Here is a 22697-nt window from a genome sequence, read left to right as displayed (position 1 = left end):
CGCCCCAAATGCCCTGGGACGCGCTCTTTCTCAATTGATTGCAGACTGCAACGCTTATTCAGCGTCGGCTTCTGCCTTCTTTTCAGCAACGATTTCCTTGCCGGTTTCCTGATCGACAACCTTCATCGACAGGCGAACCTTGCCACGCTCGTCAAAGCCCATGAGCTTGACCCAGACTTTCTGGCCTTCCTTGACCACATCCGTGGTCTTGGCAACGCGGTCAGCAGCCAGCTGCGAAATGTGAACCAGACCATCGCGTGGACCGAAGAAGTTCACAAAAGCGCCGAAGTCAGCGGCCTTAACCACTGTACCTTCGTAGATTTCGCCGACTTCCGGTTCTGCAACAATCGAATGAATCCACTTCTTGGCGGCTTCGATTTCCTTGCCGTTGGACGAAGCAATCTTGACCGTACCATCGTCTTCGATGTTGATCTTCGCGCCTGTCTTTTCGACGATTTCGCGAATGACCTTGCCGCCCGAGCCGATAACATCACGGATCTTGTCGGTTGGAATGTTCATCACTTCGATGCGCGGAGCAAACTCACCGAGTTCTTCACGCGAGGTGGAAAGAGCCTTGCTCATTTCACCCAGAATGTGAACGCGACCGCCCTTTGCCTGTTCCAGAGCAACCTTCATGATCTCTTCGGTGATACCGTCGATCTTGATGTCCATCTGAAGAGCAGTGATGCCGTTTTCCGTACCGGCAACCTTGAAATCCATGTCGCCGAGGTGATCTTCATCACCGAGAATATCGGAGAGAACAGCGAAGCGTTCGCCTTCCTTGATCAAGCCCATCGCAATACCAGCGACCGGACGGATGATTGGAACGCCTGCATCCATCAGCGCCAGCGAGGTGCCGCAAACGGTAGCCATCGATGACGAACCGTTGGATTCGGTAATCTCGGAAACAGCGCGGATCGTGTATGGGAACTGTTCAGCAGCTGGCAGCATTGGGTGGATTGCGCGCCATGCGAGCTTGCCATGACCGATTTCACGACGGCCTGGCGAACCCATACGGCCTGTTTCACCGACCGAATATGGCGGGAAGTTGTAATGCAGCATGAAGGATTCCTTGTAGGTCCCCGTCAGTGCGTCAATCATCTGCTCATCTTCGCCGGTGCCAAGCGTGGCAACAACGATGGCCTGTGTTTCACCGCGGGTGAACAGCGCCGAGCCGTGGGTGCGTGGCAGAAGGCCAACTTCCGAAACAATCGAACGAACGGTCGAAAGATCACGACCATCAATACGGCTGCCGGTATCCAGAATGTTCCAGCGAACGATCTTCGCCTGAAGATGCTTGAAAACAGTAGCAAATTGTTCAGTCGAGAATTCCGGTTCTTCAACGCCTTCGGGGAAGAAGTGATCTTTCGCCTTGGCCTTGGCAGCGTCAACAGCCAGATAGCGCGCCTGCTTTTCGGTGATCTTGTAAGCATCGCGCAGATCGTTTTCAACAACTGCGAGCATCTTGGCTTCAAGGTCCGACAGGTCTTCCGGCTGGAAGTCACGTGGTTCTTTGGCTGCAACTTCAGCAAGCTTGATGATCGCATCGATGACCGGACGGAAGCCCTGCTGTCCGAAAACAACAGCGCCGAGCATGACGTCTTCGGAGAGTTCCTGTGCTTCCGATTCCACCATCAGAACGGCATCAGCAGTACCGGCAACAACCAGATCAAGCTTCGATTCCGGCATTTCGTCGATATTCGGGTTCAGCACATATTCGCCGTTGATGTAACCGACGCGCGCGCCACCGATCGGGCCCATGAAAGGAACGCCGGAAAGGGTCAGTGCAGCCGATGCTGCAACCATCGACAGAATGTCCGGATTGTTTTCAAGGTCATGCTGAATGACGGTGAGAACAACCTGTGTATCGTTCTTGTAGCCATCAACGAACAGTGGGCGGATCGGACGGTCAATCAGACGCGAAACAAGCGTTTCGTTTTCGCTTGGACGGCCTTCACGCTTGAAATATCCACCAGGAATCTTGCCAGCTGCGTAGGTCTTTTCCTGATAGTTTACGGTCAGCGGGAAGAAATCCTGACCCGGCTTTGGTTCCTTGGCAGAAACGACAGTCGCCAGAACAACAGTTTCGCCGTAGGTTGCAAGAACGGCACCGTCAGCCTGACGGGCGATCTTACCGGTTTCGAGTGTAAGCGGACGACCGCCCCATTCGATTTCTACTTTATGTGTATTGAACATATCTCGTCCTTATATGGAGACGCCGCGCAAAAGCGCTGGGACATCATCCGGGTTGGCGGACACGCCACGGGCAAGACAACGGGAAGTTCGTTATGACCAGAATATTCAACCCGGAATATTCTCTTGCACGAACCACCTGCAATCCTGCCCCATGACTGGTCCAGGTCATGAGCCTTATGGCTCGGTTGGCATGACGGAATGCACCCGGTGCACCGTCTCATGCCAGATGGGCTTTTGCCCTTTAAACGCATTCTCTTTCAGGATAGCGGCTATCCGCTCGTCCTTGGAATACAGTCGGTAAGTCTGCGCGCATCTTGCAAGATGCGCTCGTAAAACAAACGGGCGACGTTTTGAGACGTCGCCCGATTTACCGTTAGCGGCGCAGGCCCAGACGGGTAATCAGCGCCTGATAACGCGACTGGTCGATGCCCTTGACATAGTCAAGAAGACGACGACGCTGCGAAACCAGCTTCAGAAGGCCGCGACGCGAATGATTGTCATTCTTGTGGCCCTTGAAGTGTTCGGTGAGGTTGGCAATACGCTCGGAAAGAACGGCAACCTGTACTTCAGGAGAACCGGTATCGCCTTCCTTGGTGGCGTATTCCTTGATAAGTGCTTGTTTGCGCTCAGCAGTAATCGACATCGTACACCCTTTCTTGATGAGAGGAAAAACAGACGCCCAGGCCGGGATGTCGTCCAGCGCGGGCCATGAAAGCAGCAGGCATATCCCATTGCTCGCTGTGCCTATAAAGCAAATCCGCTCGAATTGAAAGAGGTCAGTCATCTAACGTCTGCAACGGCGAAACCTATTGGCCAATTCATCATAATGGGTCTTTTGGGCAAAAATGGGCATAAAGCACAGCCATGACTTCCATCACAGCCGGATGTTCAATCTTGTAGAAAAGCAATCTGTGTTCCCGGCGATAGCTGAGAATGCCTTCCTCCTTCAGCTTGTTAAGATGCTGGGACATTGACGTCTGTGCAATGCCTGTTGCGTTGATGAGATCGGTCACGCTTTTTTCGCCATTCACCAGCTCGCACAGAATGAGAAGCCGATGCGGATTGGCCAGTCCTTTTAGAAAATTGGACACGATATCTGCCCGAGCCGGCATTTCTTGATTGATGGACACTGTTGCCTCTTTACGATTTATATTTTTGTGATATTATAAAAATATGAATTGAAACGCAAGACAAAAGGGCAAAACCGTGACCAAGAACTATCAGGACATATCGCAATATAGCGGCGAGCTGCGCAAAATGGTGCCCGAAACCATGCAGGCGTTCCATGCGCTTGCAAAAAGTGCGGGCGCATCCGGTGAACTGGATCAAAAAACGAAAGAACTGATTGCGCTTGCAATCGGTGTGACGCAGCGTTGCGATGGTTGCATCGGCTTTCACGCAAAGGCGCTTCACAATCTTGGCGCAACCCGGCAGGAAGTGGCCGAGGTTATGGCGATGTGCGTCTATATGGGCGGTGGCCCGGCCCTTATGTATGCCGCCGACGCCATTCGCGCCTTTGATCAGTTTCAAGCCGCCTGAAAACAAAGCGCGCCGTGAAACCATCGGGGTCACGGCGCGCTGAAACTCTATAGAAACCACTGGTTCGGTTATGCTGCGGTGAACACACGCTTGGGCTTGAACTGACCATGCTCAATATAGCCAATGGCAAGCAACTTGCCATGTGATGTTACGCAAGCCTCATCCGCTTCCAGTGGCGCATCACGGCCCCGGATGATGACCGGGTTCCCAAGGCGCACGCGCTGTGCCTGATCATCAGACAGAACCACCTGCGGCAGGCAATCAAGGGCTGCGCCTGTATCAATGATCAGCGCATCAAGTGCCGAAAAATCGCGGCGCGGCGCTGGCTGCTCGATAACCTCTGCCTCTGCCTCGCCCTCTTCCTTCTTGGGCGGCAATGGCGGCCATGCTTCTTCAAGCTCGGCCAGCGTTACCATATCCTCATCGGTGAAAGGCGCGACTTCAATGCGGCGCAGGTCCGAAATATGGCCAAAGCAGCCAAGATCGCGCCCCATATCGCGTGCGAGTGATCGCACATAGGTGCCCTTGGAGCATTCGACTTCAAATTCGGTACGGTTCTCGTCCGGGAATTCGACAATCTCAAGACGGTCAATTTCGACTTCACGGGCCGGAATCTCCACCGTTTCGCCTTCACGCGCCAGATCATAGGCGCGCTCACCTGCAATCTTGATGGCTGAGAACTGTGGCGGAATCTGTGAAATGACGCCGGTATAATTGGGCAACAAAGCCTCGACATCTGCACGTGACGGGCGATTGTCTGAATTTTTAGTGGCAACGCCTTCCAGATCGTCGGTCGAGCGCTCTTCACCCCAGCTCACCGTGAAACGATAGACCTTGGTTCCATCCATGACGTAAGGCACGGTCTTGGTTGCTTCGCCCAGCGCAATCGGCAGCATGCCGGATGCCAGCGGATCAAGCGTGCCTGCATGACCGGCTTTTTCAGCGTTGAACAGCCACTTGATCTTCGAGACCGCCTCTGTCGATCCCATGCCCTTTGGCTTGTCAAAAATAACCCAGCCAGAAACCGGACGGCCTTTTTTCTTGCCCCGTCTTGCCATGCTTTATGCGTCTCCATTGCGCGAAGCGTCATCTGCTTCACCGTCATCATCATTGTCACGTGCCAGATCACGCGCCACTTCCGGCGAACGCAGAAGCGCATCAATCTTGGAAAAATTGTCGAAGCTGGTATCGGCCCGGAAGCGGAATTCCGGCATATATTTCATCTGATTTAGGCTTGGAGCCACACGTCCACGAATGAATTTCGCATTTGCGGCCAATGCCTTGATGACGGCCTGAACATCGGTGCTGCCGAGCGGCGTGATGAAACAGGTCGCAATTTTCAGATCCGGCGACATACGGACTTCCGACACCGAAATAACCGTGCGCTCAATCAGATCATCACGGATTTCTCCGCGCTGAAGAACCTGCGCCAATGCATGACGCACCTGCTCGCCCACGCGGAGCTGGCGCTGGGAAAGGCCACCCGAGCCTTTGGGGTCTGGAGAACGGGCCATAGCTATATCCTCGATAAACACCATGAATCGCAATCCAGCCCCACGGGGCCGGCCGATAACATGACGACAAATTGGCAAGCGCTATAAAGCGCAATTTACCACAATTCAGACGGGAGTCAGACCCTCGGAACCGGGCAACGGATTTATGAAAAACCGGACCGCCCATAAAAGGGGCGGCCCGGCATAACAGCATTAAAGGGTACGGGTAATATGTTCGACGCGGAACGCTTCGATCGTATCGCCTGCACGGATGTCGTCGTAATTTTCGAACGCCATACCGCATTCCTGACCCATCGGCACTTCGGACACTTCATCCTTGAAGCGCTTGAGTGTCTTGAGCTTGCCTTCGTGGATAACCACGTTGTCACGAATGAGGCGGACGCCTGCACCACGTTCAACCTTACCATCCACCACACGGCAACCGGCAACCTTACCGACCTTGGTGATGTTGAAGACTTCGAGAATCTCAGCATTACCAATGAAGGTTTCACGGCGTTCTGGCGACAGAAGACCCGACATCGCTGCTTTCACATCTTCGATCAGATCGTAGATGATGTTGTAGTAGCGAATTTCGGTGCCCTGCTGGTCGGCTGCATCACGCGCCTGCTTGTTGGCACGCACGTTGAAGCCGATGATCGCGGCATTGGAGGCCTCGGCCAGCGATACATCGCTTTCCGTGATACCACCTGCACCCGAATGAACGATGCGCGCACGCACTTCGTCGGTGCCGAGCTTTTCGAGAGCGGAGATAATCGCTTCGACCGAGCCCTGCACGTCGCCCTTGATGACAAGCGGGAATTCCTTGGTGCCCGTCACCTGCAACTGGCTCATCATCTGCTCAAGCGAACCGCGCTGACCAGACTGACGTGCCACGGCCTTATCGCGTGCCAGACGCTGACGATATTCGGCAATTTCACGGGCCTTGGCTTCATTGGCAACAACCGCGAAGCGGTCACCAGCCTGTGGCGTGCCCTGAAGACCGAGAACTTCCACCGGCATTGCAGGACCAGCTTCCTTGACATGATCACCACGGTCGTTGACCAGAGCGCGCACGCGGCCCCATTCATTACCGGCAGCGATAATATCACCCGGACGAAGCGTACCCTTCTGAACCAGAACGGTTGCAACAGAACCACGACCGCGATCAAGCTGCGCTTCGATGACAACACCTTCAGCCGTACGGGCCGGATCAGCCTTCAGGTCAAGAATTTCGGCCTGCAACAGAACAGCTTCAAGCAGCTTGTCGAGGTTCAGCTTCTTCTTGGCCGACACTTCAACATCGAGCACTTCACCGCCCATGGTTTCCACGAACACATCGTGCTGAAGCAAGGCTGTGCGAACCTTCTGCGCATCGGCTTCCGGCTTGTCGATCTTGTTGATGGCAACGATGATCGGCACACCAGCCGCCTTGGCATGGTTGATCGATTCAATCGTCTGCGGCATCACGCTGTCATCGGCTGCGACCACCAGAATGGCGATGTCGGTTGCCTGTGCACCACGTGCACGCATTGCCGTAAACGCTGCGTGGCCCGGTGTATCGATGAAGGTGATTTTCTGACCGTTCTGTTCGACCTGATAGGCACCGATATGCTGAGTAATGCCGCCTGCTTCGCCGGAGACCACATTGGCCTGACGAATCGCATCCAGCAAAGAGGTCTTGCCGTGATCGACGTGACCCATGATGGTGACAACCGGTGGACGCGAAACCATTGCACCCTGATCGTCTTCCACGTTGAAGATACCTTCTTCAACGTCCGACTCAGCAACGCGCTTCACGGTGTGGCCGAATTCTTCAGCGATCAACTGCGCCATATCGGCATCGACCACATCGCCCGGCTTCATCATCTGGCCCTGCTTCATCAGGTACTTGATAATGTCAACCGAACGCTCGGTCATACGCTGTGCGAGTTCCTGAAGCGTAATGGTTTCAGGAATAACGACTTCACGCGAAATCTTTTCGCGTGTTTCCTGCATCTGCGAACGCTTGAACTTTTCCTGACGGCGACGCATTGCCGAAAGCGAACGCGAACGGCCTTCATCTTCCAGATTGCTGGAGATCGTCAGCTTGCCGCGGCGGCGGTCGTCTTCACCCTTAACAACCTTTGGTGCACGCACTTCCGGCTTGGCAGGGGTGCCACGACGGGCGCCTGCCGGACCGCGACGATCATCGTCATCCACATTGCCACCCGGCTTGCGCTGCTGGCTCTGTGGAAGCGGCTTGTTTGCCGTTGGAATAACGTCTGCAATCGCCGGCGATGCCGGGCGCTGACCTTGTCCCTGACCGGGACGACCACCCTGCTGCGGGCGACCGGAATGCTGCGGACGTCCACCCTGCGGCGCGGCGCGCTGATCATCACGACGTTCCGGAGAACGCGTTTCTGTCTGTGGAGCGCGCTTGGCTGCTTCCGCAGCGGCGCGTGCCTTGGCTTCCGCTTCCGCCTTCAGACGTGCTTCTTCTTCAGCCTGACGGCGAGCGGATTCTTCACGTTCCTTGGCACGACGTGCATCCTCTTCGGCGCGGCGCTTGGCTTCTTCGGCAGCGCGCACGCGATCTTCCGCATCACGAACCAAAGCACCTTCAAGCGCACGGCGGCGTGCATCCATTTCTGAACGCGACAGCGTGTTGAGCACCATGCCTGAGCGATCAGACGGACGCGGGCGCTGCTGCTGGCCGGAGCGCTGTGGCTGACCAGAGCGAGACTGCTGCTGGCCCGGACGCTGATGCTGTGCTGTCTGCGGGCGCGGTGCAGCGGCGGCAGGTGCCGCAGGCTTTGGCGGCTGCGGCGCGGGAGCGGCCGGTTTTGCTGCAACCGGAGCTGCTGGCGCAGGCGCCGGTGCTGGCGTTGCCGCTACCGGAGCCGGCGCAACAGGAGCCGCAGGTGTTGGGGCGGGTGCTGCAACGGGTGCTGGAGCCGCAGGCGCAGGCGCTGCAGGCTTGAGTGCCGGCGCTTCCGCTTCAGGCTTCTCATCAGGCCGTGAGAACTTGCGCTTTTTCGTTTCAACGACGACAGCCTTTGTGCGGCCGTGGCTGAAATTCTGGCGCACGGTGCTCTGCTCAACGCCTGGGCGCTTAATGGTCAGCGTCTTCTTGGAGTTGACGCTCAGCGTCTTGTCGTCGTTTGTTTTATCGCTCATTACGTTTCCGTTTCCTTCGCAGCTTCTGCTGCTTTACCCGAGCATTATCCCACGCGATCAGATCATTTTGAATAATGCTCCGGTCATCCACCTCAGCGCATAATCCGGTTAGGCCAATCAAGCCGACAATCCGGTTCATGCTCCAGAGCGGATCCTATATTCTCGGAATTCAAGAGAACCGCTCTACTAATTTATACCACAGCAGTGTCGGACTGCCGTTTCAATTCGCCGTTTCAATTCACTGGGCTTTCACCTCGATAGCGATGCAATAAAAGCAATCGTTGCACGACCCCGGCGGCTGCCTTTGTGTCGAGCACGGCTGCATGTATCACATTTCCACCCCCAAATGCCAAATCCATTTCTTCCCCCTTGAAAAGAGAGAAGGCCGGGATTTCGGGGCCATCCATATGCACGACGACACGTCGCGCCTGATCTAGCTTGCGCACACCATCTGTGGCGGCTTCCTGCGCGTGCAGCACCAGAGCCGCAGCGCCGGAGCGGATCGCCTGATCCACTTTTGTCGATCCCGATACCACAGCACCCGACTTGCGGGCCAGCGCCAGACTGCCCAGTGCAGATTTCGTCAGCAACTGGTCAACCAGTGCGCCAAGATCTGCCTGCGGCGTTACACCTTCCTTCAGCGCCCGCGCAAACAGCTTGCGCTTGACAGCTTCGTCCACCAGACGCCGTTCCGCCTTGACCCAGCAGCCCCTGCCCGGCAGGTTACGCTTCAAGTCCGGCACAACCGAACCATCAGGACCGGCCACAAAACGGATCAGATCATCCGCAGAACCGCTTTCGCGTGTGACGATACAGGTTCTGTCATTCATATCCTGCTCCACACGCGCTGCCGACTTTGCCATGAACTGCCTTTTATTCAACTTACGTAACTGGCAGCGGCCTAGCAGAGGTAAAGCCACATCACAATATCAAACTCATTTTAGAGCGTTTCCTGTTTTGAGTGAACAAGGAAACGCTCTAAATATTTTACGAAGCGGCTTCTTCTTCGCCTGCTTCAAGCTCTTCCTCGACTTCCGTCGCGACCAGCTCATCTTCGGTGATCCAGCCAGCCTTCAAACGTGCCGTCAGGATCATCTGTTCCGCATCAACGCGCGAGACATCGAACGACGACAGGATACCGCTGTGTATAACGGTCTCGTTTTCCTTGCGCTCACGCCAGCCGACCAGATCGTCAACCGCATAACCGGCGAAGTCTTCGATGCTCTTCACGCCATCTTCGCCAACCGCAACCAACATGGCTGTGGTGAGGCCCGGAAGCTCGCGAAGTTCGTCTTCAACGCCCAGTTCTTTGCGGCGCTCATCCTGTTCGGATTCGATACGCTCAAGATATTCGCGGGCGCGATCCTGAATCTCACCAGCCGTATCGTCATCGAAACCATCGATGGAAGCGATTTCACCTGGCTCGACGTAAGCAATTTCCTCAACAGAGGCAAAGCCTTCCGAAGCCAGAACCTGACCAACCATCTCATCAACGTTGAGGGCTTCCATGAAGAGGTTCGAACGCTCAGCAAATTCCTTCTGGCGACGTTCGGATTCTTCGTCTTCGGTCAGGATGTCGATGTCCCAGCCCGTCAACTGCGACGCAAGGCGCACATTCTGACCGCGACGACCAATTGCCAATGATAATTGGTCATTCGGAACCACAACTTCAATACGTTCCGCATCTTCATCGAGAACAACCTTGGCAACTTCAGCAGGCTGAAGCGCATTGACGATGAAGGAAGCCGCATCTGGCGACCATGGAATGATGTCGATCTTTTCACCCTGCAATTCGGCAACAACGGCCTGAACGCGGGAACCACGCATACCAACGCAGGCACCGACCGGATCAATCGACGCATCACGCGAAACAACGGCGATCTTGGCGCGCGAACCCGGATCACGGGCAACCGACTTGATCTCAATGATGCCGTCATAAATTTCCGGCACTTCCATGTTGAACAACTTCGCCATGAAAGATGGATGGGTGCGCGAGAGGAAAATCTGCGGACCGCGCTGTTCGCGACGAACGTCATAGACATAAGCGCGGATACGGTCGCCATAGCGGAATGCTTCACGCGGGATCAGCTCGTCACGACGAACAATTGCTTCCCCACGGCCAAGATCGACAATCACATTGCCATATTCAACGCGCTTGACGGTGCCGTTGACGATTTCGCCGACACGATCCTTGAATTCATCATACTGGCGGTCACGCTCGGCTTCGCGGACCTTCTGCACGATGACCTGCTTGGCAGACTGCGCAGCAATACGACCGAAGTCCATTGGAGGCAGTTGATCGGCGATGAAATCACCGACCTGCGCATCCGGGTTGCGGTCGCGGGCCGTGAACAGCGAAATCTGCGTGGAATAGTCTTCGACAGTCTCGACCACTTCGAGCAGGCGCTGGAGCTTAATCTCACCGGACTTTGCATTGATGTCGGCGCGAATGTTGCTTTCCTGACCATAACGCGAGCGCGCTGCCTTCTGGATCGCATCGGCCATGGCCGCAAGAACGATCTCGCGGTCAATTGACTTCTCACGTGCGACCGCATCGGCGATCTGCAGAAGTTCCAGCCTGTTTGCACTGACTGCCATAGGTCTCTCCTTGGTGACGCATCCGGCCTTCTTCGAGTACCGGACGCCTGAAACTCACTTTGAAACTTATTTCTTTTCCGTTTCAGATTCCGCTGAACCTGCTTCTTCCGTATCGCCGCGCAGACCATCGCCCAGATCATCACCGGGAATGCGGCCTTCACGCAAAGCTTTGTCCTTGCGCAACGCATCACGGATCAGATCATCGGTCAGAACCAGACGCGCATCCGCAATCAGATCGAAGGGAATGCGAACGACGGGCTCATTGCCATAGGAAATCTGATCGCTTTCGATCACGACCGAATCGCCATCGCCGATCACGATACGACCGCGAAATTTTTTGCGGCCCTCATGAACAATCGACGTTTCGACCTTTGCAATGTGCCCGGCCCAATCGGTAAAATCGGACTTGCGCACCATCGGACGATCAATACCCGGCGACGAGATTTCAAGATGATACTTGCCGCTGATCGGATCTTCGACATCGAGAACCGGAGCCACGGTGCGGCTCAACAATTCACAATCCTCAACCGTCATGGTGCCGTCAGACCGCTCGGCCATGATCTGCAATGTCTGGCCATTGAGGCCGGAAAGGCGCACACGCACAAGGCGGAAACCCAGCGTATTGATCACCGGCTCCACAATGGATGCTATTTTTGCATCGATGCCCGTTTCGCGAATGATACGCTCATCTGCGGTTACGGCCTCAGCTGCCTGTTCGTGTTCGCTCACTCGATAAACCTTCTTCACTGGGCCGCAGGTAACAAAAAAGAGCGGGTCCGGGAGGGCCCACTCTTGTTCAAACGACCAAGAATTTGAGACTTATATACCAGCCGATGCTGATTTTTTCAAGACCCGCATCTGAGATAGATTACAGGCGGATGAAAGTGAGGTAGGCCGCACGGCGACCTTCCCGAAATGCCTTGGCTTCATAACGGGTTCCCGGCCAACCATCATAGGCATTGTTCCAGTCGTCCGGGCCTTGTGCCTGCCACTCAAAAGCCGGATGTCTGCGGCAATGCTGAAGCGTCCAATTGACATAATGTTCGATATCGGACGCAAAGCGGAATTTTGCACCAGGCTTCAGCAGACGTGCGAAACGATCAAGATTGGCATCACTGACAAAGCGGCGCTTCCAATGGCGACGCTTGTGCCATGGATCGGGATAGAACAGGTCAATTCCAGAAAGCGACGCATCCGGCAGCCAATCGAGCACATCGGTCGCATCTTCATCATAGAGGCGAAGATTCGGGCGTGGCGCGTCATGAAGCGCTGTGAGCATTTTTGCCATACCGTTGACGAAAGGCTCGACACCGATAAAGCCAGACTGCGGATAACGGCCGCTCTCATGATGGAGATGTTCGCCACCACCAAAGCCGATTTCCATACGCACATTTTCAACCGGCGCATCAAACAATGTCCGCAAATCCTGCGGTGCAGGTGTGTCGGGGTCAAGTTTCAGGCGCGGCAGCAGATCCTCAAACAGACTGTTCTGATGCGGACGAAGCGGCTTGCCATGACGGCGGCCGAAAAAATTTCCGGCCGCACGTACGGGATGATTTTCATCGCTCATTTAAAAACAGTCACGCTGAAAGAGCGCTCTTCAATGCCTTTGTGAGATCGGTTTTTTCCCATGAGAAAGAACCATCACGACCCGGCTTGCGGCCAAAGTGACCGTAGGACGACGTCTTGGCATAGATCGGCTTGTTAAGATCAAGATGTTTGCGGATGCCGCTTGGCGACAGGTCCATAACCTTGCGCAGGGCGTCCTCAACGGCTGCTTCTTCCACCTTGCCCGTGCCATGCAGATCGACATAGACGGAAAGCGGCTGTGCGACGCCGATAGCGTAGGAAAGCTGGATCGTGCAACGGTCTGCAAGATTGGCAGCAACGACATTCTTGGCAAGATAGCGCGCGGCATAAGCTGCGGAACGATCAACCTTGGTCGTGTCCTTGCCCGAAAAGGCACCGCCGCCATGCGGAGCTGCGCCGCCATAGGTGTCCACGATGATCTTGCGGCCTGTCAGGCCTGCATCGCCATCCGGTCCGCCGATGACGAATTTGCCGGTCGGGTTGATGTACCAGTTGCAGTTTGCGGCAATCGGAAGATCGCCAAGCGCCTCGCGAATATAGGGTTCGACAACGGAGCGAACCTTGCTGGAATCCCAGCTTGCATCCAGATGCTGTGTGGAAAGAACGATCTGGGTTACTTCCGCAGCCTCGCCGTTCTCATAACGCACGGTTACCTGGCTCTTTGCATCAGGGCCGAGCTTGCCCGGATCGCCTTCGCCCTTGTGGCGGGCTTCTGCGAGCTTTTCGAGAATCTTGTGCGAATAATAAATCGGCGCCGGCATGAGATCAGGGGTCTCGCGGCAGGCATAGCCAAACATGATGCCCTGATCGCCCGCACCTTCTTCGCCCTGACGGTCGGCTGCGTTGTCCACGCCCTGCGCAATATCGGCCGATTGCGGGTGCAAAAGCACATCAATCTTCACGGTGCGCCAGTTAAAGCCGTCCTGCTCATAGCCAATTTCGCGGATCGCTTTACGCGCCGCTGAACGGAAACGCGAAGGATTGATCAGCGGGTGACCATTCTTGTCATGCGCAATTGTGCCGTCCTTATTCTTCTTCAGGAACGTTTCAGGCACGCGCACCTCGCCGGCAATAACCACGCGATTGGTGGTGGCCAGCGTTTCACATGCGACGCGGACGGACCAGGGGTCAACGCCCGAACGGCGCGCCTCCTTGTAGATCATGTCTACGATTTCATCGGAAATACGATCGCAAACCTTGTCCGGATGACCTTCGGACACCGATTCGCTGGTGAAGAGATAAGAACTGCGCGACACGGGTAACCCCTCTTGAAAATCCAACGGACGACGATCCGTTATGGAAACACAGTAGCGCCCGGAACAATAAACAGGGTCCGGGCACATGTTTGTGTTAGCGAAGTTGGGATTAAACCGTCAATGCATATTCTTGTTGCGACACCGCGTTGCCGGAAAAAATTTGCCCGGCAAACGCTTTTTTTGGCGTGGCGACGGGTTATTCGCTCTCGGCCGCCAGTGACTTCACCAGATCGATAATCTTGCGGCGCACTTTCGGATCGGCAATTTTTGTAAATGCGCGCGTCAGCTGCACGCCCTCATTTGAGCTGAGGAAATCGACAACATAGGTCGCTTCATTGTCTTCGGCAAAGCCTGGCTGCGTGCTGGCATTGGAACCCGGTGCATCTTCAAAAAAGAAGGAAACAGGGACCGTGAGAACAGAGGAAATTGCCTGAAGACGGCTCGCGCCAACGCGATTGGTACCTTTTTCGTATTTCTGGATCTGCTGGAATGTAATGCCAAGGCTTTCGCCCAATTTTTCCTGACTGAGACCCAGCATATTGCGACGAAGGCGGATGCGGCTGCCCACATGCACATCGATGGGGTTGGGTTTCTTCTTATTCTCAATCATACAGTGTCACTCCTCGCAACAGCGAGCTTTCATTCATGGCCTGTTCATGTGAACAGGGATAAAAATCAATATGGGAGGTAGTCAGACGAGTTCGCGCAATTAACCGTCACCGCGCTAATATAACAGCTTAACAAAATTGCCGTGTCAATGAAAACGCCTGCTGAAAGGCAGCCTGAACCACACGCATATGGCGAGTAGGGTTAACAGAACTGCAAGAGTCTGTTTGCCACCGGGGGCATTGCCCCAAAATGGCACACGTTCCTCCGGCAGATAGGCATCAATGACGCCCACCGCATCAAGCGGTAACTCATCTATGATTCGACCGTAAGAATCCACCACAGCCGAAATGCCGTTATTGGCCGCACGAACAAGCGGCAGCCCCTGTTCGACAGATCGCACCTGTGCCTGCCGGAAATGCTGATAAGGCCCCGGCGTGTCTCCATACCATGCGTCATTGGTAACATTGACAATCGCCGTCACCTTGCGGCCCGTATAAGACAGTTCATCAGGGAAAATCGCCTCATAGCAGATCAGCGGCAGGAAGGTCTGCCCTTCCATGACATTGATTGCGTGGCGCGTCTTGGCAGCGGTGAAGCCACCGGGCAATTCCACCACTTCCTGCAAGCCCCAACTGCGCAGCGTCCTCTCAAAAGGCAGATATTCGCCAAAAGGCACCAGATGCACCTTGTCGGTATAATCAATGATTGTACCCTGGCTGTTGATGGTCAGGATGGAATTATAATAGCGTGGCTCGCGACGCGGAACGCGTTCCTCTCTCACTGCCCCTGTCAACAGCACCTGATCATCGTCAATCACTTCAGAAATGCGTTGAAGCGCATCGGGCGTCAGCGAAAGGATATAGGGAACTGCGGTTTCAGGCCAGATAACGACATCGGGCCTTGGCTTGCCCTCAGCCGGCAGCTGTTTTGTCATGGCAATGAACTTGTCAAAAATCGCGCGGCGTTCGTTATCATCCCATTTCAGGCTCTGTGAAATGGAGGGCTGAACCACGCGGATTGAAAGCGTAGTACGCTCCGTATCAGGCGCTGGTGCACGCGATAACGTCCATGCGCCAAAGCCAATATGGGCAGCAAGCAAGGTTGCGGCCAGAACAATGCCGCTTTTGGCCAGACGCCCGCCGCTCAACAATGCCGGTGCGGAAAAAATAAGGGCCGCAAGCGCACTCATTCCAACCAGACCCACAATCTCGACCGATTGCATCATCATCGGTGTGGGCATGAGCGCATAGCCCAGCGCATTCCACGGGAAGCCGGTGAAAACAAAGGTTCGCAGCCATTCGACAAAGCCAAAGGCGACAGCAATCGCGAAGATGCGTCCAATGCCCTGCGACCAGAACAGGCGCGCGATCATCGCAGCCAACCCATAGAAAATCGCAAGAAATGCAGGCAGGCCAAGAACGGCTAAAGGAACCGCCCAGGCAAATTGCTCTGCATCGACAAGAAGGGCCGTGCCGATCCACCACAGGCCCGACACGAAATAGCCAAAGCCAAAACACCAGCCGATGAAGCCTGCGGGAAAAAACCGCCTTATCGGGCGGTTGTTCTTATCGGGGATAGCACCGTCAATCAGCCAGACCAGAAGCGGAAAGGCAACGAAACCGGCAATGGCAATATCAAAGGGCGGCTGCGTCAGCGTTGCGACAGCGCCACTGAGAAAAGCAACCAGCGCACGGCGCCATCCGCTCAATGAAGAGATCCTTCCCGCAAATCTCTCGATCATCAGGCCTCTTTGGATGTTTCCGAGGTGTTGCCGGATGCATCATCGGCGCCCACCGTGGATGGATGTCTGTGATTGTCCGCTTCAGAAAGCGGTACAATACGCACGCGTTTGACGCGCCGCGGATCGACCTCAAGCACATGGAACTCGTAGCCGGGGATCGCCTGTACGACTTCACCGCGCAACGGAATACGGCCAAGAACGGAGAAAATAAGGCCACCGACCGTATCGACATCCTCCCCGTGTTCACCCGCTTCAAAGGACGGGCCGATCTTCTGTGTGAGTTCATCAAGGTCCGCGCGTGCATCAACGACAAACACGCCATCGGCTTCTTCGGCGATCATGATTTCTTCGTCGTCATGTTCATCTTCGATGTCGCCGACAACCATTTCAACGATGTCTTCCAGCGAAGCCAAGCCGTCAGTGCCGCCATATTCGTCGATGACCAGTGCCATCTGGATGTGCGCTGCCTGCATGCGCGCCATCAAACCGCTCGCCATCATTGAAGGTGGCACAAACAGCACCTTGCGCATGAGATCAAGCTCGCCAATCGTTTTGCTAAGATCAATGCGGCCTATATCGAACTTGGCGGGGCCTGCTTCACCGGCATCGCTTTGCGTGTTCTGGCGCGCCTGTCTGGTGATATAATTGAGAACATCGCGGATATGGATCATGCCGCGCGGATCATCCAGCGTTTCAGCATAAACCGGCATACGCGAATGACCGGAGGTTTCAAACAGTTCCAGCGCTTGCCAGAGCGGTGTGGAAATTTCTATCGCCACAACATCAGCACGCGGAATCATCACGTCTTCGACACGGATTTCCCGCAGGCGCAGGATGTTGTTGAGCATCGCCTTTTCTTCAGGCGAGAAAGCGGAATCCTGTTCGCTTTCAGTGCTTGAAAGCGCATCGGCGAGATCTTCACGCAGGGAAGATGAGTGCCGCGAACGCATAAATGGAAAAATATTTGCCAGAAGGGATCGCTTTTCGCTCGATTGCGAGCGCTGCGTACTTTGCCCCTCAGTGTCCTGTGTGTCGCCTCGGCTATCGCCAGCGGTGGATGAGTTGTTTTGGTCAGCCATGATCAATCTGTTTCAATGTTCACATCGGATACAGCATAAGGGTCCGGGATGGCAAGAGCATGAAGGATTTCGCGCTCGCGGCGTTCCATCTCCTCGGCCTCATCATCGGTCTCATGATCATATCCCAAAAGATGCAAAAACCCATGCACGACCAGATGCGTGAGATGGTTATCGAGCGGCTTTCCCTCCTCAACAGCCTCGCGTTCAACCGTTTCGCGCGCGATGATGATATCGCCAAGCATCGGGCCTGGCTGCTCGCCAGCCTTTACAGGGTAAGCCGGGAAGGACAGCACATTGGTGGCCTTGTCCTTGTTGCGCCACTCGGCATTGATCTTGCGGATGGAAGCATCGTCGGTAAAAACCAGACTGAGTTCGCTCTTGGCGGGTTGAAGCCCAAGATTATTCCAAGCCGCCTCCACGGAGCGCTGCACAAGTCCTTCAAGGACTGTTTCTTCCGGCCAGTTGCCGGCTTCGATCATGATATCGATTTGGATCGCGTTGTCTGACACTTCTGCCGCGGCTTGCGATGAAACAGCCGCTCTATCCTTCCAGTTGTTAAAAGAAGCGTCCGCTAAAAGGCGGACGTAATATTTTTAAATCGTCATTATTCTACGCGAATACAAGAATAATTTTGAATTATTCTGACCGGGCATGCTTTTTCGCATCATCGTCGTAAGCGCCGACAATGGCGGCCACCAGTGGATGGCGAACCACATCCTTTTCGGTAAAGCGCACCTTGACCACCGAATCCACGCCCTCAAGAACGCGCAGCGCCTCGACAAGACCGGATTTCTGACCGGGCGGAAGATCGATCTGGCTTGGATCGCCATTGACCATCATGCGCGAACCTTCGCCAAGACGGGTCAGGAACATCTTCATCTGCATGGAGGTCGTATTCTGTGCTTCGTCAAGAATGACAGCGGAATGCGCCAATGTGCGACCACGCATGAAGGCAAGCGGTGCAATTTCGATCACGCCAGCGGTAATGGCGCGTTCGACCTTTTCCGCAGGCATCATGTCGTAAAGTGCATCATAAAGCGGACGAAGGTAAGGATCGACCTTTTCCTTCATGTCGCCCGGCAGAAAGCCGAGACGTTCGCCTGCTTCAACAGCCGGACGAGACAGAATGATGCGCTCGACAAGGCCGCGCTCCAGCAGCATGGCTGCATGAGCAACTGCGAGATAGGTTTTACCTGTACCCGCGGGACCAACGCCAAAAACCAGTTCCGAGCGTTCAAGCGCACGCATATAAGCGTCCTGAACCGGCGTGCGTGCAAAGATTGTTTTCTTGCGCGTCGAAATCTGAGCTGAAGAAAGCTTACCCTTGTTCTCAAGGGTGGGCAGTATCAGCTGATCATCGGCAGCAATGGCCATGCGCAACGCGCCATCCACATCGGATGGCCCAAGTTCATGGCCCTTCTGCAAGGTTTCGTAGAGATTATCCAGCGCACGCCGTGCCTGTTCGGTGGCGGTGGGTTCTCCGCGAATGGAGAGCTGATTGCCCTTTGAACGCACATCAACGCCGAGCTTCTGCTCAATCCGTGCCAGATTCTCATCGAACTGGCCGTAAAGCGCACTGGCAAGACGGTTATTGTCGAATGTAAGGACGATATGGGCCATATCGGAGGCCCCGGATGCGGCGCCAGTTGCAGAACTTGGCGCAGAACTGGCAGCCGGGCTTGAAATTGTGTTTGTTTGCGTATGGATGGTTGGCTTGGCAGGCTTAAGTTTTTCCGTAGCGCTCAAACGCATCTCCCAAAGGTTCACGCATTGCAATCGCAGTCTTGGCAGGACGTTCGGTCAAAGGCTACGCACCGCGACTACTGCCTGAACAACATCATGCGCTTAGACGCGCTTTTGCGCAATAAGACTATTGGTACCAGTCCCCGTAATTTTTACGCGGATGATTTCACCGACCTGATCGTCATTGTCATCGATGATTGCTGGCAGAAGCCAAGGCGAACGGCCAACCATCTGGCGCTCGAAGCGACCCGGCTTTTCCAGAAGCACCTCCATTTCGCGACCGACCAGCGAATCCTGAAACGCATATTGCTGTTCGTTGAGCAATGCCTGAAGCCGTTGAAGGCGCTCATCCTTGACCGCTTCGTCAACATGATCGGGAAGATCGGCACCCGGCGTGCCCGGACGCGGCGAATATTTGAATGAATAGGCCTGCGCATAATGCACTTCACGCACCAAACGCATTGTATCTTCAAAATCCTGATCGGTTTCGCCGGGGAAGCCAACGATAAAATCACCCGAAAGCGCCATATCGGGGCGCACTTCACGGATACGCTCAACCAGACGGATATATTCATCGGCCTTGTGGCGACGGTTCATGGCCTTGAGAATACGGTCTGAACCCGCCTGAACAGGCAGATGCAAATAAGGCATCAGCTGGCGCAAATCACGATGCGCTGCGATCAGTGTATCATCCATATCGCGCGGGTGGCTGGTCGTATACCGCAGACGTGCCACACCGGGAATGCGTGCAAGGCGGAACAGCAACTCGCCAAGCCCCCATTCGCGGCCATCATCGCCTTTGCCATGCCACGCATTCACATTCTGACCCAGAAGGGTCAGTTCGCGCACGCCGCTGTCAGCAAGGCGTTCGGCCTCGGCCACAATCTGCGCCACACTGCGCGAGACTTCCGAACCGCGCGTATAAGGCACCACACAGAACGTGCAAAACTTGTCACAACCTTCCTGCACCGTAAGAAAGGCTGAAACGCCGCGCTTGCGGGTTTCTTCGCGCTTGGGTGCTGGCAGGTGCTCGAATTTGTCTTCGATCGCATATTCGGTTTCGACGACCTTTTCGCCGCCACGCACACGCGCAAGCGCATCCGGCAGGCGGTGATAGGTCTGTGGTCCGATCACCAGATCGACATTGGGCGCACGGCGCAGAATTTCCTGACCTTCGGCCTGTGCCACGCAACCGGAAACGCCAATAGTCAATTCCTTGCCATTTGGTCCGCGGGCATCCTTCATCTTGCGCAGGCGACCCAGCGCTGAATAAAGCTTTTCCGATGCCTTTTCACGAATATGGCACGTATTGAGCAGAACCAGATCGGCATCATCAGGCGTGTCTGTCGCAACATAGCCCTCAGCGGCAAGGCTGTCGGCCATGCGCTGGCTGTCGTAGACATTCATCTGGCAGCCATAGGTTTTTACAAAAACCTTACGCGTGTTGCTGCCATTCGGGTTTGTCTTGATATCGGTCATATTTTCGCTCATGCGCGGCTATCTAGCGTCTTTATCGCTGCTTTGGAAGGCGACAAACTAACACTCTCAGAGCATTTCCTATTTAGAATGAATCATAGGGAATGCTAAATCTCTTTGTTTTTATCGCATTATCCCACGCAAAATCGCTCCGCACTTTTGCTGGAAATGCTTTAATCTTCCGCGATTTCGCGCCCGAGCAGCGAGGTCTGCAACAACGCCCTCACCCGGTTCTCCATGGTGCGCGCCAGCGCCTTGCGGTCCGTTTCGGCGGTGACCACAATCGGCTCGCCAAAACGTATTTCAACATCAATGGCACCTTCGCGCAGAATGCCTTTGAGATGCGGCATCAGCTGAACATCGCCCGGCCATGAAGCAATCGGGCGATGGTATCGGCCCATCGCCATGCCATGCACGCCGGTATAGGCAATCGCGACCGGCTGCACGATGACTTCCGGCACGCCCGCTTCCCGGATCGCTGTGTGGGCTGCGCCAAAAAGTGCGGTCTTGAACGGCAGCACACGATTGCCATCCGATGTCGTTCCTTCGGGAAACAGCACCATGGCGTCACCATCAGCCAGACGTTTTGCAATGTCAGAGGTTTGTTCGCCGGTCTTGCCGCGCCGTTCACGCTCGACAAACACCGTGCGCTGCAACACGGCAAAGAAGCCAAATACCGGCCAGCTTCTGACTTGTGATTTGGCAATGAAAGACACCTGCCCCGCAGCCGAAAGCACGACAATATCGCTCCACGATGCGTGATTGGCAACCAGAAGCAACGGCCGGCCTTCCGGCATCTCGCCGACGATTGTAATGCGGAAACCGAGCAGGCGCGCAATGATACGATGGAAGAAATTCGGAAGCCGTCGCTTCCATGTGTTTTTGAGTTTCAAAAACACATATTGCACCGGAATGAGCGACAGGCTGAGCGCCACCATGGCTGCAACAACCAGAATAATGCGGATGGCACCGATCATTGCGGCCTCACCAGATCGCGGCGCAGAATGAAAGCCGAAGAACGGCCATTGGCCGTTTCATAATAGGCAGGGCGATCACCGACCTTGTTGAACCCCATGCGGCGATAAAGAGCCAGTGCTGCGACATTGTTTTCATCGACTTCCAGAAACAGCGTCTCGGCGCGCTCCTGATAGAGATAGCGCAGCACGGCATCCATCAACGCATGGCCGATGCCCTGCTTGCGCACCGCATTGGAAACCGCAATGGTGAGAATTTCCGCCTCACCGGCAACGAGCCGCGCCAGCACAAAGCCACACGCCTTGCCCGGCTTGCCTTCGGGCCGCGCCACAAAGCCAAAAACGCTATCCTGCGCGATCAGCGAACGGAAATCGTCCGAACTCCATGCGTGATGGAAGGAAAGCGCATGAACTCTTTGAATTTCGCCGCTGTCATGAACATCAAGCTTTTCCACCGAAACGGGTTTGCTACCGAAGCGCAGAAACGAAAGTCCCATCACCGCGCATCCCCGTCCGCCCTGCGCGGCAAGGCAAATCCGGTTTGTGGCTTCACATCCGGTCCGCGCATATAGAGCGGCTTTGGTGCTTCACCCGGCGCGCCGATGGCTGCAAGCTTTGCATACGTGCCGATTTGGCCCGTTGGCTCAGGGCGCACGACACTGAATGTGCCAGCCAGAATTTCATTGAGCGCAGCAGCAGCCGAGCCAGCCAGAACCGTTTCAGACGGCTGTTGCTGAATAAGCGTCAGCGCTTCGTCACGCGCGAGCACCATTGGCCCAGTTGTGGCCACCGCATCACCACCAAAGGCCTGCGCGTAGATTTCACCGCGATGCGCTTCAAGCAGCACCAGAACCGGCTGTCCCGGCTGGCTGAGCGCTACTTCAGCGGCAAGCGCATCAAAGGCGCTGATGCCCATAGCCGGACGGCCAAGAGCCAGTGCAAAACCGCGTGCCGCAGACACACCAATGCGCACGCCGGTAAATGATCCGGGACCGACATTGACCGCCACGCGATCAAGTTCAGTCATGGCAATACCGGATTGCTCCATCACGCGCCCGATATAGTCCATCAAAACTTCGGCATGACCTTTTCCGATATTCTCGCTTATTTTGGCAAGAACCCTATCCGTGCGCGAATCATAGACTGCGGCAGCACACCAGGAAGAGGCGGTATCAAGGGCAAGTATCTTCATGAGCCATCGGGTAAATCAGAAATCGGCTTGCGACAAGCAAAACACATGAATCTTG

Annotated in this window: 21 protein-coding genes; 1 reads left to right on the top strand and 20 read right to left on the bottom strand. The window is 55.2% G+C overall.

The window, feature by feature from the left end:
- Positions 1–54: 54 nt before the first annotated feature.
- The 3 genes from pnp to ABE530_RS00220 form a co-directional block, all read right to left on the bottom strand.
- On the bottom strand, positions 55–2196 hold the full coding sequence (gene pnp, locus ABE530_RS00230; protein ID WP_265982560.1) for a polyribonucleotide nucleotidyltransferase: 2142 nt from the start codon (positions 2194–2196) through the stop codon (positions 55–57).
- A 373-nt stretch (positions 2197–2569) separates the two neighbouring features.
- Complete coding sequence (gene rpsO / locus ABE530_RS00225; RefSeq protein WP_265982558.1) at positions 2570–2839, bottom strand: 30S ribosomal protein S15; 270 nt, start codon at positions 2837–2839, stop codon at positions 2570–2572.
- Between the two features lie 178 nt (positions 2840–3017).
- The gene (locus ABE530_RS00220) at positions 3018–3287 is read right to left on the bottom strand and encodes an ArsR/SmtB family transcription factor (protein WP_265982556.1); all 270 of its coding nucleotides are present in this window, start codon (positions 3285–3287) and stop codon (positions 3018–3020) included.
- 115 nt (positions 3288–3402) lie between these two features.
- On the opposite strand from ABE530_RS00220, the gene ABE530_RS00215 reads away from it, so the two are divergent.
- Complete coding sequence (locus ABE530_RS00215) at positions 3403–3735, top strand: carboxymuconolactone decarboxylase family protein (RefSeq protein ID WP_499693240.1); 333 nt, start codon at positions 3403–3405, stop codon at positions 3733–3735.
- 68 nt (positions 3736–3803) lie between these two features.
- On the opposite strand, the gene truB is transcribed toward ABE530_RS00215, so the two are convergent.
- The 17 genes from truB to tsaB form a co-directional block, all read right to left on the bottom strand.
- Positions 3804–4793 carry a tRNA pseudouridine(55) synthase TruB gene (truB, locus tag ABE530_RS00210; protein WP_499693239.1) on the bottom strand — a complete coding sequence of 330 codons (990 nt, stop codon included), beginning with the start codon at positions 4791–4793 and terminating at the stop codon, positions 3804–3806.
- 3 nt (positions 4794–4796) lie between these two features.
- Positions 4797–5249, bottom strand: coding sequence for a 30S ribosome-binding factor RbfA (gene rbfA, locus ABE530_RS00205; RefSeq protein ID WP_265982553.1), 453 nt, complete (start codon positions 5247–5249; stop codon positions 4797–4799).
- 192 nt (positions 5250–5441) lie between these two features.
- The gene (gene infB, locus ABE530_RS00200; RefSeq protein WP_499693238.1) at positions 5442–8384 is read right to left on the bottom strand and encodes a translation initiation factor IF-2; all 2943 of its coding nucleotides are present in this window, start codon (positions 8382–8384) and stop codon (positions 5442–5444) included.
- A gap of 233 nt (positions 8385–8617) precedes the next feature.
- Positions 8618–9247: an RNA-binding protein gene (locus ABE530_RS00195; RefSeq protein WP_265982551.1), complete on the bottom strand. Its 630-nt coding sequence runs from the start codon at positions 9245–9247 to the stop codon at positions 8618–8620.
- A 124-nt stretch (positions 9248–9371) separates the two neighbouring features.
- A complete protein-coding gene (nusA, locus tag ABE530_RS00190; protein WP_265982550.1) occupies positions 9372–10982 on the bottom strand; it encodes a transcription termination factor NusA in 1611 nt (536 codons plus the stop codon).
- A gap of 66 nt (positions 10983–11048) precedes the next feature.
- Complete coding sequence (rimP, locus tag ABE530_RS00185) at positions 11049–11711, bottom strand: ribosome maturation factor RimP (protein ID WP_265982549.1); 663 nt, start codon at positions 11709–11711, stop codon at positions 11049–11051.
- Positions 11712–11850: 139 nt separating this feature from the next.
- Complete coding sequence (gene trmB, locus ABE530_RS00180; protein WP_265982548.1) at positions 11851–12552, bottom strand: tRNA (guanine(46)-N(7))-methyltransferase TrmB; 702 nt, start codon at positions 12550–12552, stop codon at positions 11851–11853.
- 10 nt (positions 12553–12562) lie between these two features.
- Positions 12563–13828, bottom strand: coding sequence for a methionine adenosyltransferase (gene metK / locus ABE530_RS00175; protein WP_265982547.1), 1266 nt, complete (start codon positions 13826–13828; stop codon positions 12563–12565).
- A gap of 196 nt (positions 13829–14024) precedes the next feature.
- Positions 14025–14438, bottom strand: a complete 414-nt coding sequence (locus ABE530_RS00170) for a helix-turn-helix domain-containing protein (protein ID WP_265982546.1) — start codon at positions 14436–14438, stop codon at positions 14025–14027.
- A 144-nt stretch (positions 14439–14582) separates the two neighbouring features.
- Positions 14583–16178: an apolipoprotein N-acyltransferase gene (gene lnt / locus ABE530_RS00165; protein WP_499693237.1), complete on the bottom strand. Its 1596-nt coding sequence runs from the start codon at positions 16176–16178 to the stop codon at positions 14583–14585.
- Positions 16178–17257 carry a hemolysin family protein gene (locus tag ABE530_RS00160; protein WP_499693236.1) on the bottom strand — a complete coding sequence of 360 codons (1080 nt, stop codon included), beginning with the start codon at positions 17255–17257 and terminating at the stop codon, positions 16178–16180. Before ABE530_RS00160 ends, lnt begins: the two co-directional genes overlap by 1 nt.
- 2 nt (positions 17258–17259) lie before the next feature.
- A complete protein-coding gene (gene ybeY / locus ABE530_RS00155; protein WP_499693235.1) occupies positions 17260–17766 on the bottom strand; it encodes an rRNA maturation RNase YbeY in 507 nt (168 codons plus the stop codon).
- 127 nt (positions 17767–17893) lie between these two features.
- A complete protein-coding gene (locus ABE530_RS00150; RefSeq protein WP_265982541.1) occupies positions 17894–19003 on the bottom strand; it encodes a PhoH family protein in 1110 nt (369 codons plus the stop codon).
- A 99-nt stretch (positions 19004–19102) separates the two neighbouring features.
- The gene (gene miaB, locus ABE530_RS00145; RefSeq protein WP_499693234.1) at positions 19103–20491 is read right to left on the bottom strand and encodes a tRNA (N6-isopentenyl adenosine(37)-C2)-methylthiotransferase MiaB; all 1389 of its coding nucleotides are present in this window, start codon (positions 20489–20491) and stop codon (positions 19103–19105) included.
- 158 nt (positions 20492–20649) lie between these two features.
- On the bottom strand, positions 20650–21453 hold the full coding sequence (gene olsA / locus ABE530_RS00140) for a lyso-ornithine lipid O-acyltransferase (RefSeq protein WP_499693233.1): 804 nt from the start codon (positions 21451–21453) through the stop codon (positions 20650–20652).
- Complete coding sequence (gene rimI / locus ABE530_RS00135) at positions 21450–21950, bottom strand: ribosomal protein S18-alanine N-acetyltransferase (RefSeq protein WP_265982537.1); 501 nt, start codon at positions 21948–21950, stop codon at positions 21450–21452. Before rimI ends, olsA begins: the two co-directional genes overlap by 4 nt.
- Positions 21947–22642, bottom strand: coding sequence for a tRNA (adenosine(37)-N6)-threonylcarbamoyltransferase complex dimerization subunit type 1 TsaB (gene tsaB / locus ABE530_RS00130; RefSeq protein WP_265982536.1), 696 nt, complete (start codon positions 22640–22642; stop codon positions 21947–21949). Before tsaB ends, rimI begins: the two co-directional genes overlap by 4 nt.
- Between the last annotated feature and the right edge of the window lie 55 nt (positions 22643–22697).

The organism is Brucella sp. TWI559 (assembly GCF_039674265.1).
GTDB classification, from domain to species: domain Bacteria; phylum Pseudomonadota; class Alphaproteobacteria; order Rhizobiales; family Rhizobiaceae; genus Brucella; species Brucella chromiisoli.
This window is presented reverse-complemented; position numbering and strand designations above follow the sequence as displayed.

What these genes read in the sequence shown, in the direction of transcription:
- pnp (WP_265982560.1), bottom strand. Translation starts at nt 2,196, where the DNA reads ATGTTCAATACACATAAAGTAGAAATCGAATGGGGCGGTCGTCCGCTT.
- trmB (WP_265982548.1), bottom strand. Translation starts at nt 12,552, where the DNA reads ATGAGCGATGAAAATCATCCCGTACGTGCGGCCGGAAATTTTTTCGGC.
- miaB (WP_499693234.1), bottom strand. Translation starts at nt 20,491, where the DNA reads ATGAGCGAAAATATGACCGATATCAAGACAAACCCGAATGGCAGCAAC.
- nusA (WP_265982550.1), bottom strand. Translation starts at nt 10,982, where the DNA reads ATGGCAGTCAGTGCAAACAGGCTGGAACTTCTGCAGATCGCCGATGCG.
- rbfA (WP_265982553.1), bottom strand. Translation starts at nt 5,249, where the DNA reads ATGGCCCGTTCTCCAGACCCCAAAGGCTCGGGTGGCCTTTCCCAGCGC.
- olsA (WP_499693233.1), bottom strand. Translation starts at nt 21,453, where the DNA reads ATGATCGGTGCCATCCGCATTATTCTGGTTGTTGCAGCCATGGTGGCG.
- ABE530_RS00160 (WP_499693236.1), bottom strand. Translation starts at nt 17,257, where the DNA reads ATGGCTGACCAAAACAACTCATCCACCGCTGGCGATAGCCGAGGCGAC.
- lnt (WP_499693237.1), bottom strand. Translation starts at nt 16,178, where the DNA reads ATGATCGAGAGATTTGCGGGAAGGATCTCTTCATTGAGCGGATGGCGC.
- infB (WP_499693238.1), bottom strand. Translation starts at nt 8,384, where the DNA reads ATGAGCGATAAAACAAACGACGACAAGACGCTGAGCGTCAACTCCAAG.
- ABE530_RS00195 (WP_265982551.1), bottom strand. Translation starts at nt 9,247, where the DNA reads ATGGCAAAGTCGGCAGCGCGTGTGGAGCAGGATATGAATGACAGAACC.
- tsaB (WP_265982536.1), bottom strand. Translation starts at nt 22,642, where the DNA reads ATGAAGATACTTGCCCTTGATACCGCCTCTTCCTGGTGTGCTGCCGCA.
- truB (WP_499693239.1), bottom strand. Translation starts at nt 4,793, where the DNA reads ATGGCAAGACGGGGCAAGAAAAAAGGCCGTCCGGTTTCTGGCTGGGTT.
- rpsO (WP_265982558.1), bottom strand. Translation starts at nt 2,839, where the DNA reads ATGTCGATTACTGCTGAGCGCAAACAAGCACTTATCAAGGAATACGCC.
- ABE530_RS00170 (WP_265982546.1), bottom strand. Translation starts at nt 14,438, where the DNA reads ATGATTGAGAATAAGAAGAAACCCAACCCCATCGATGTGCATGTGGGC.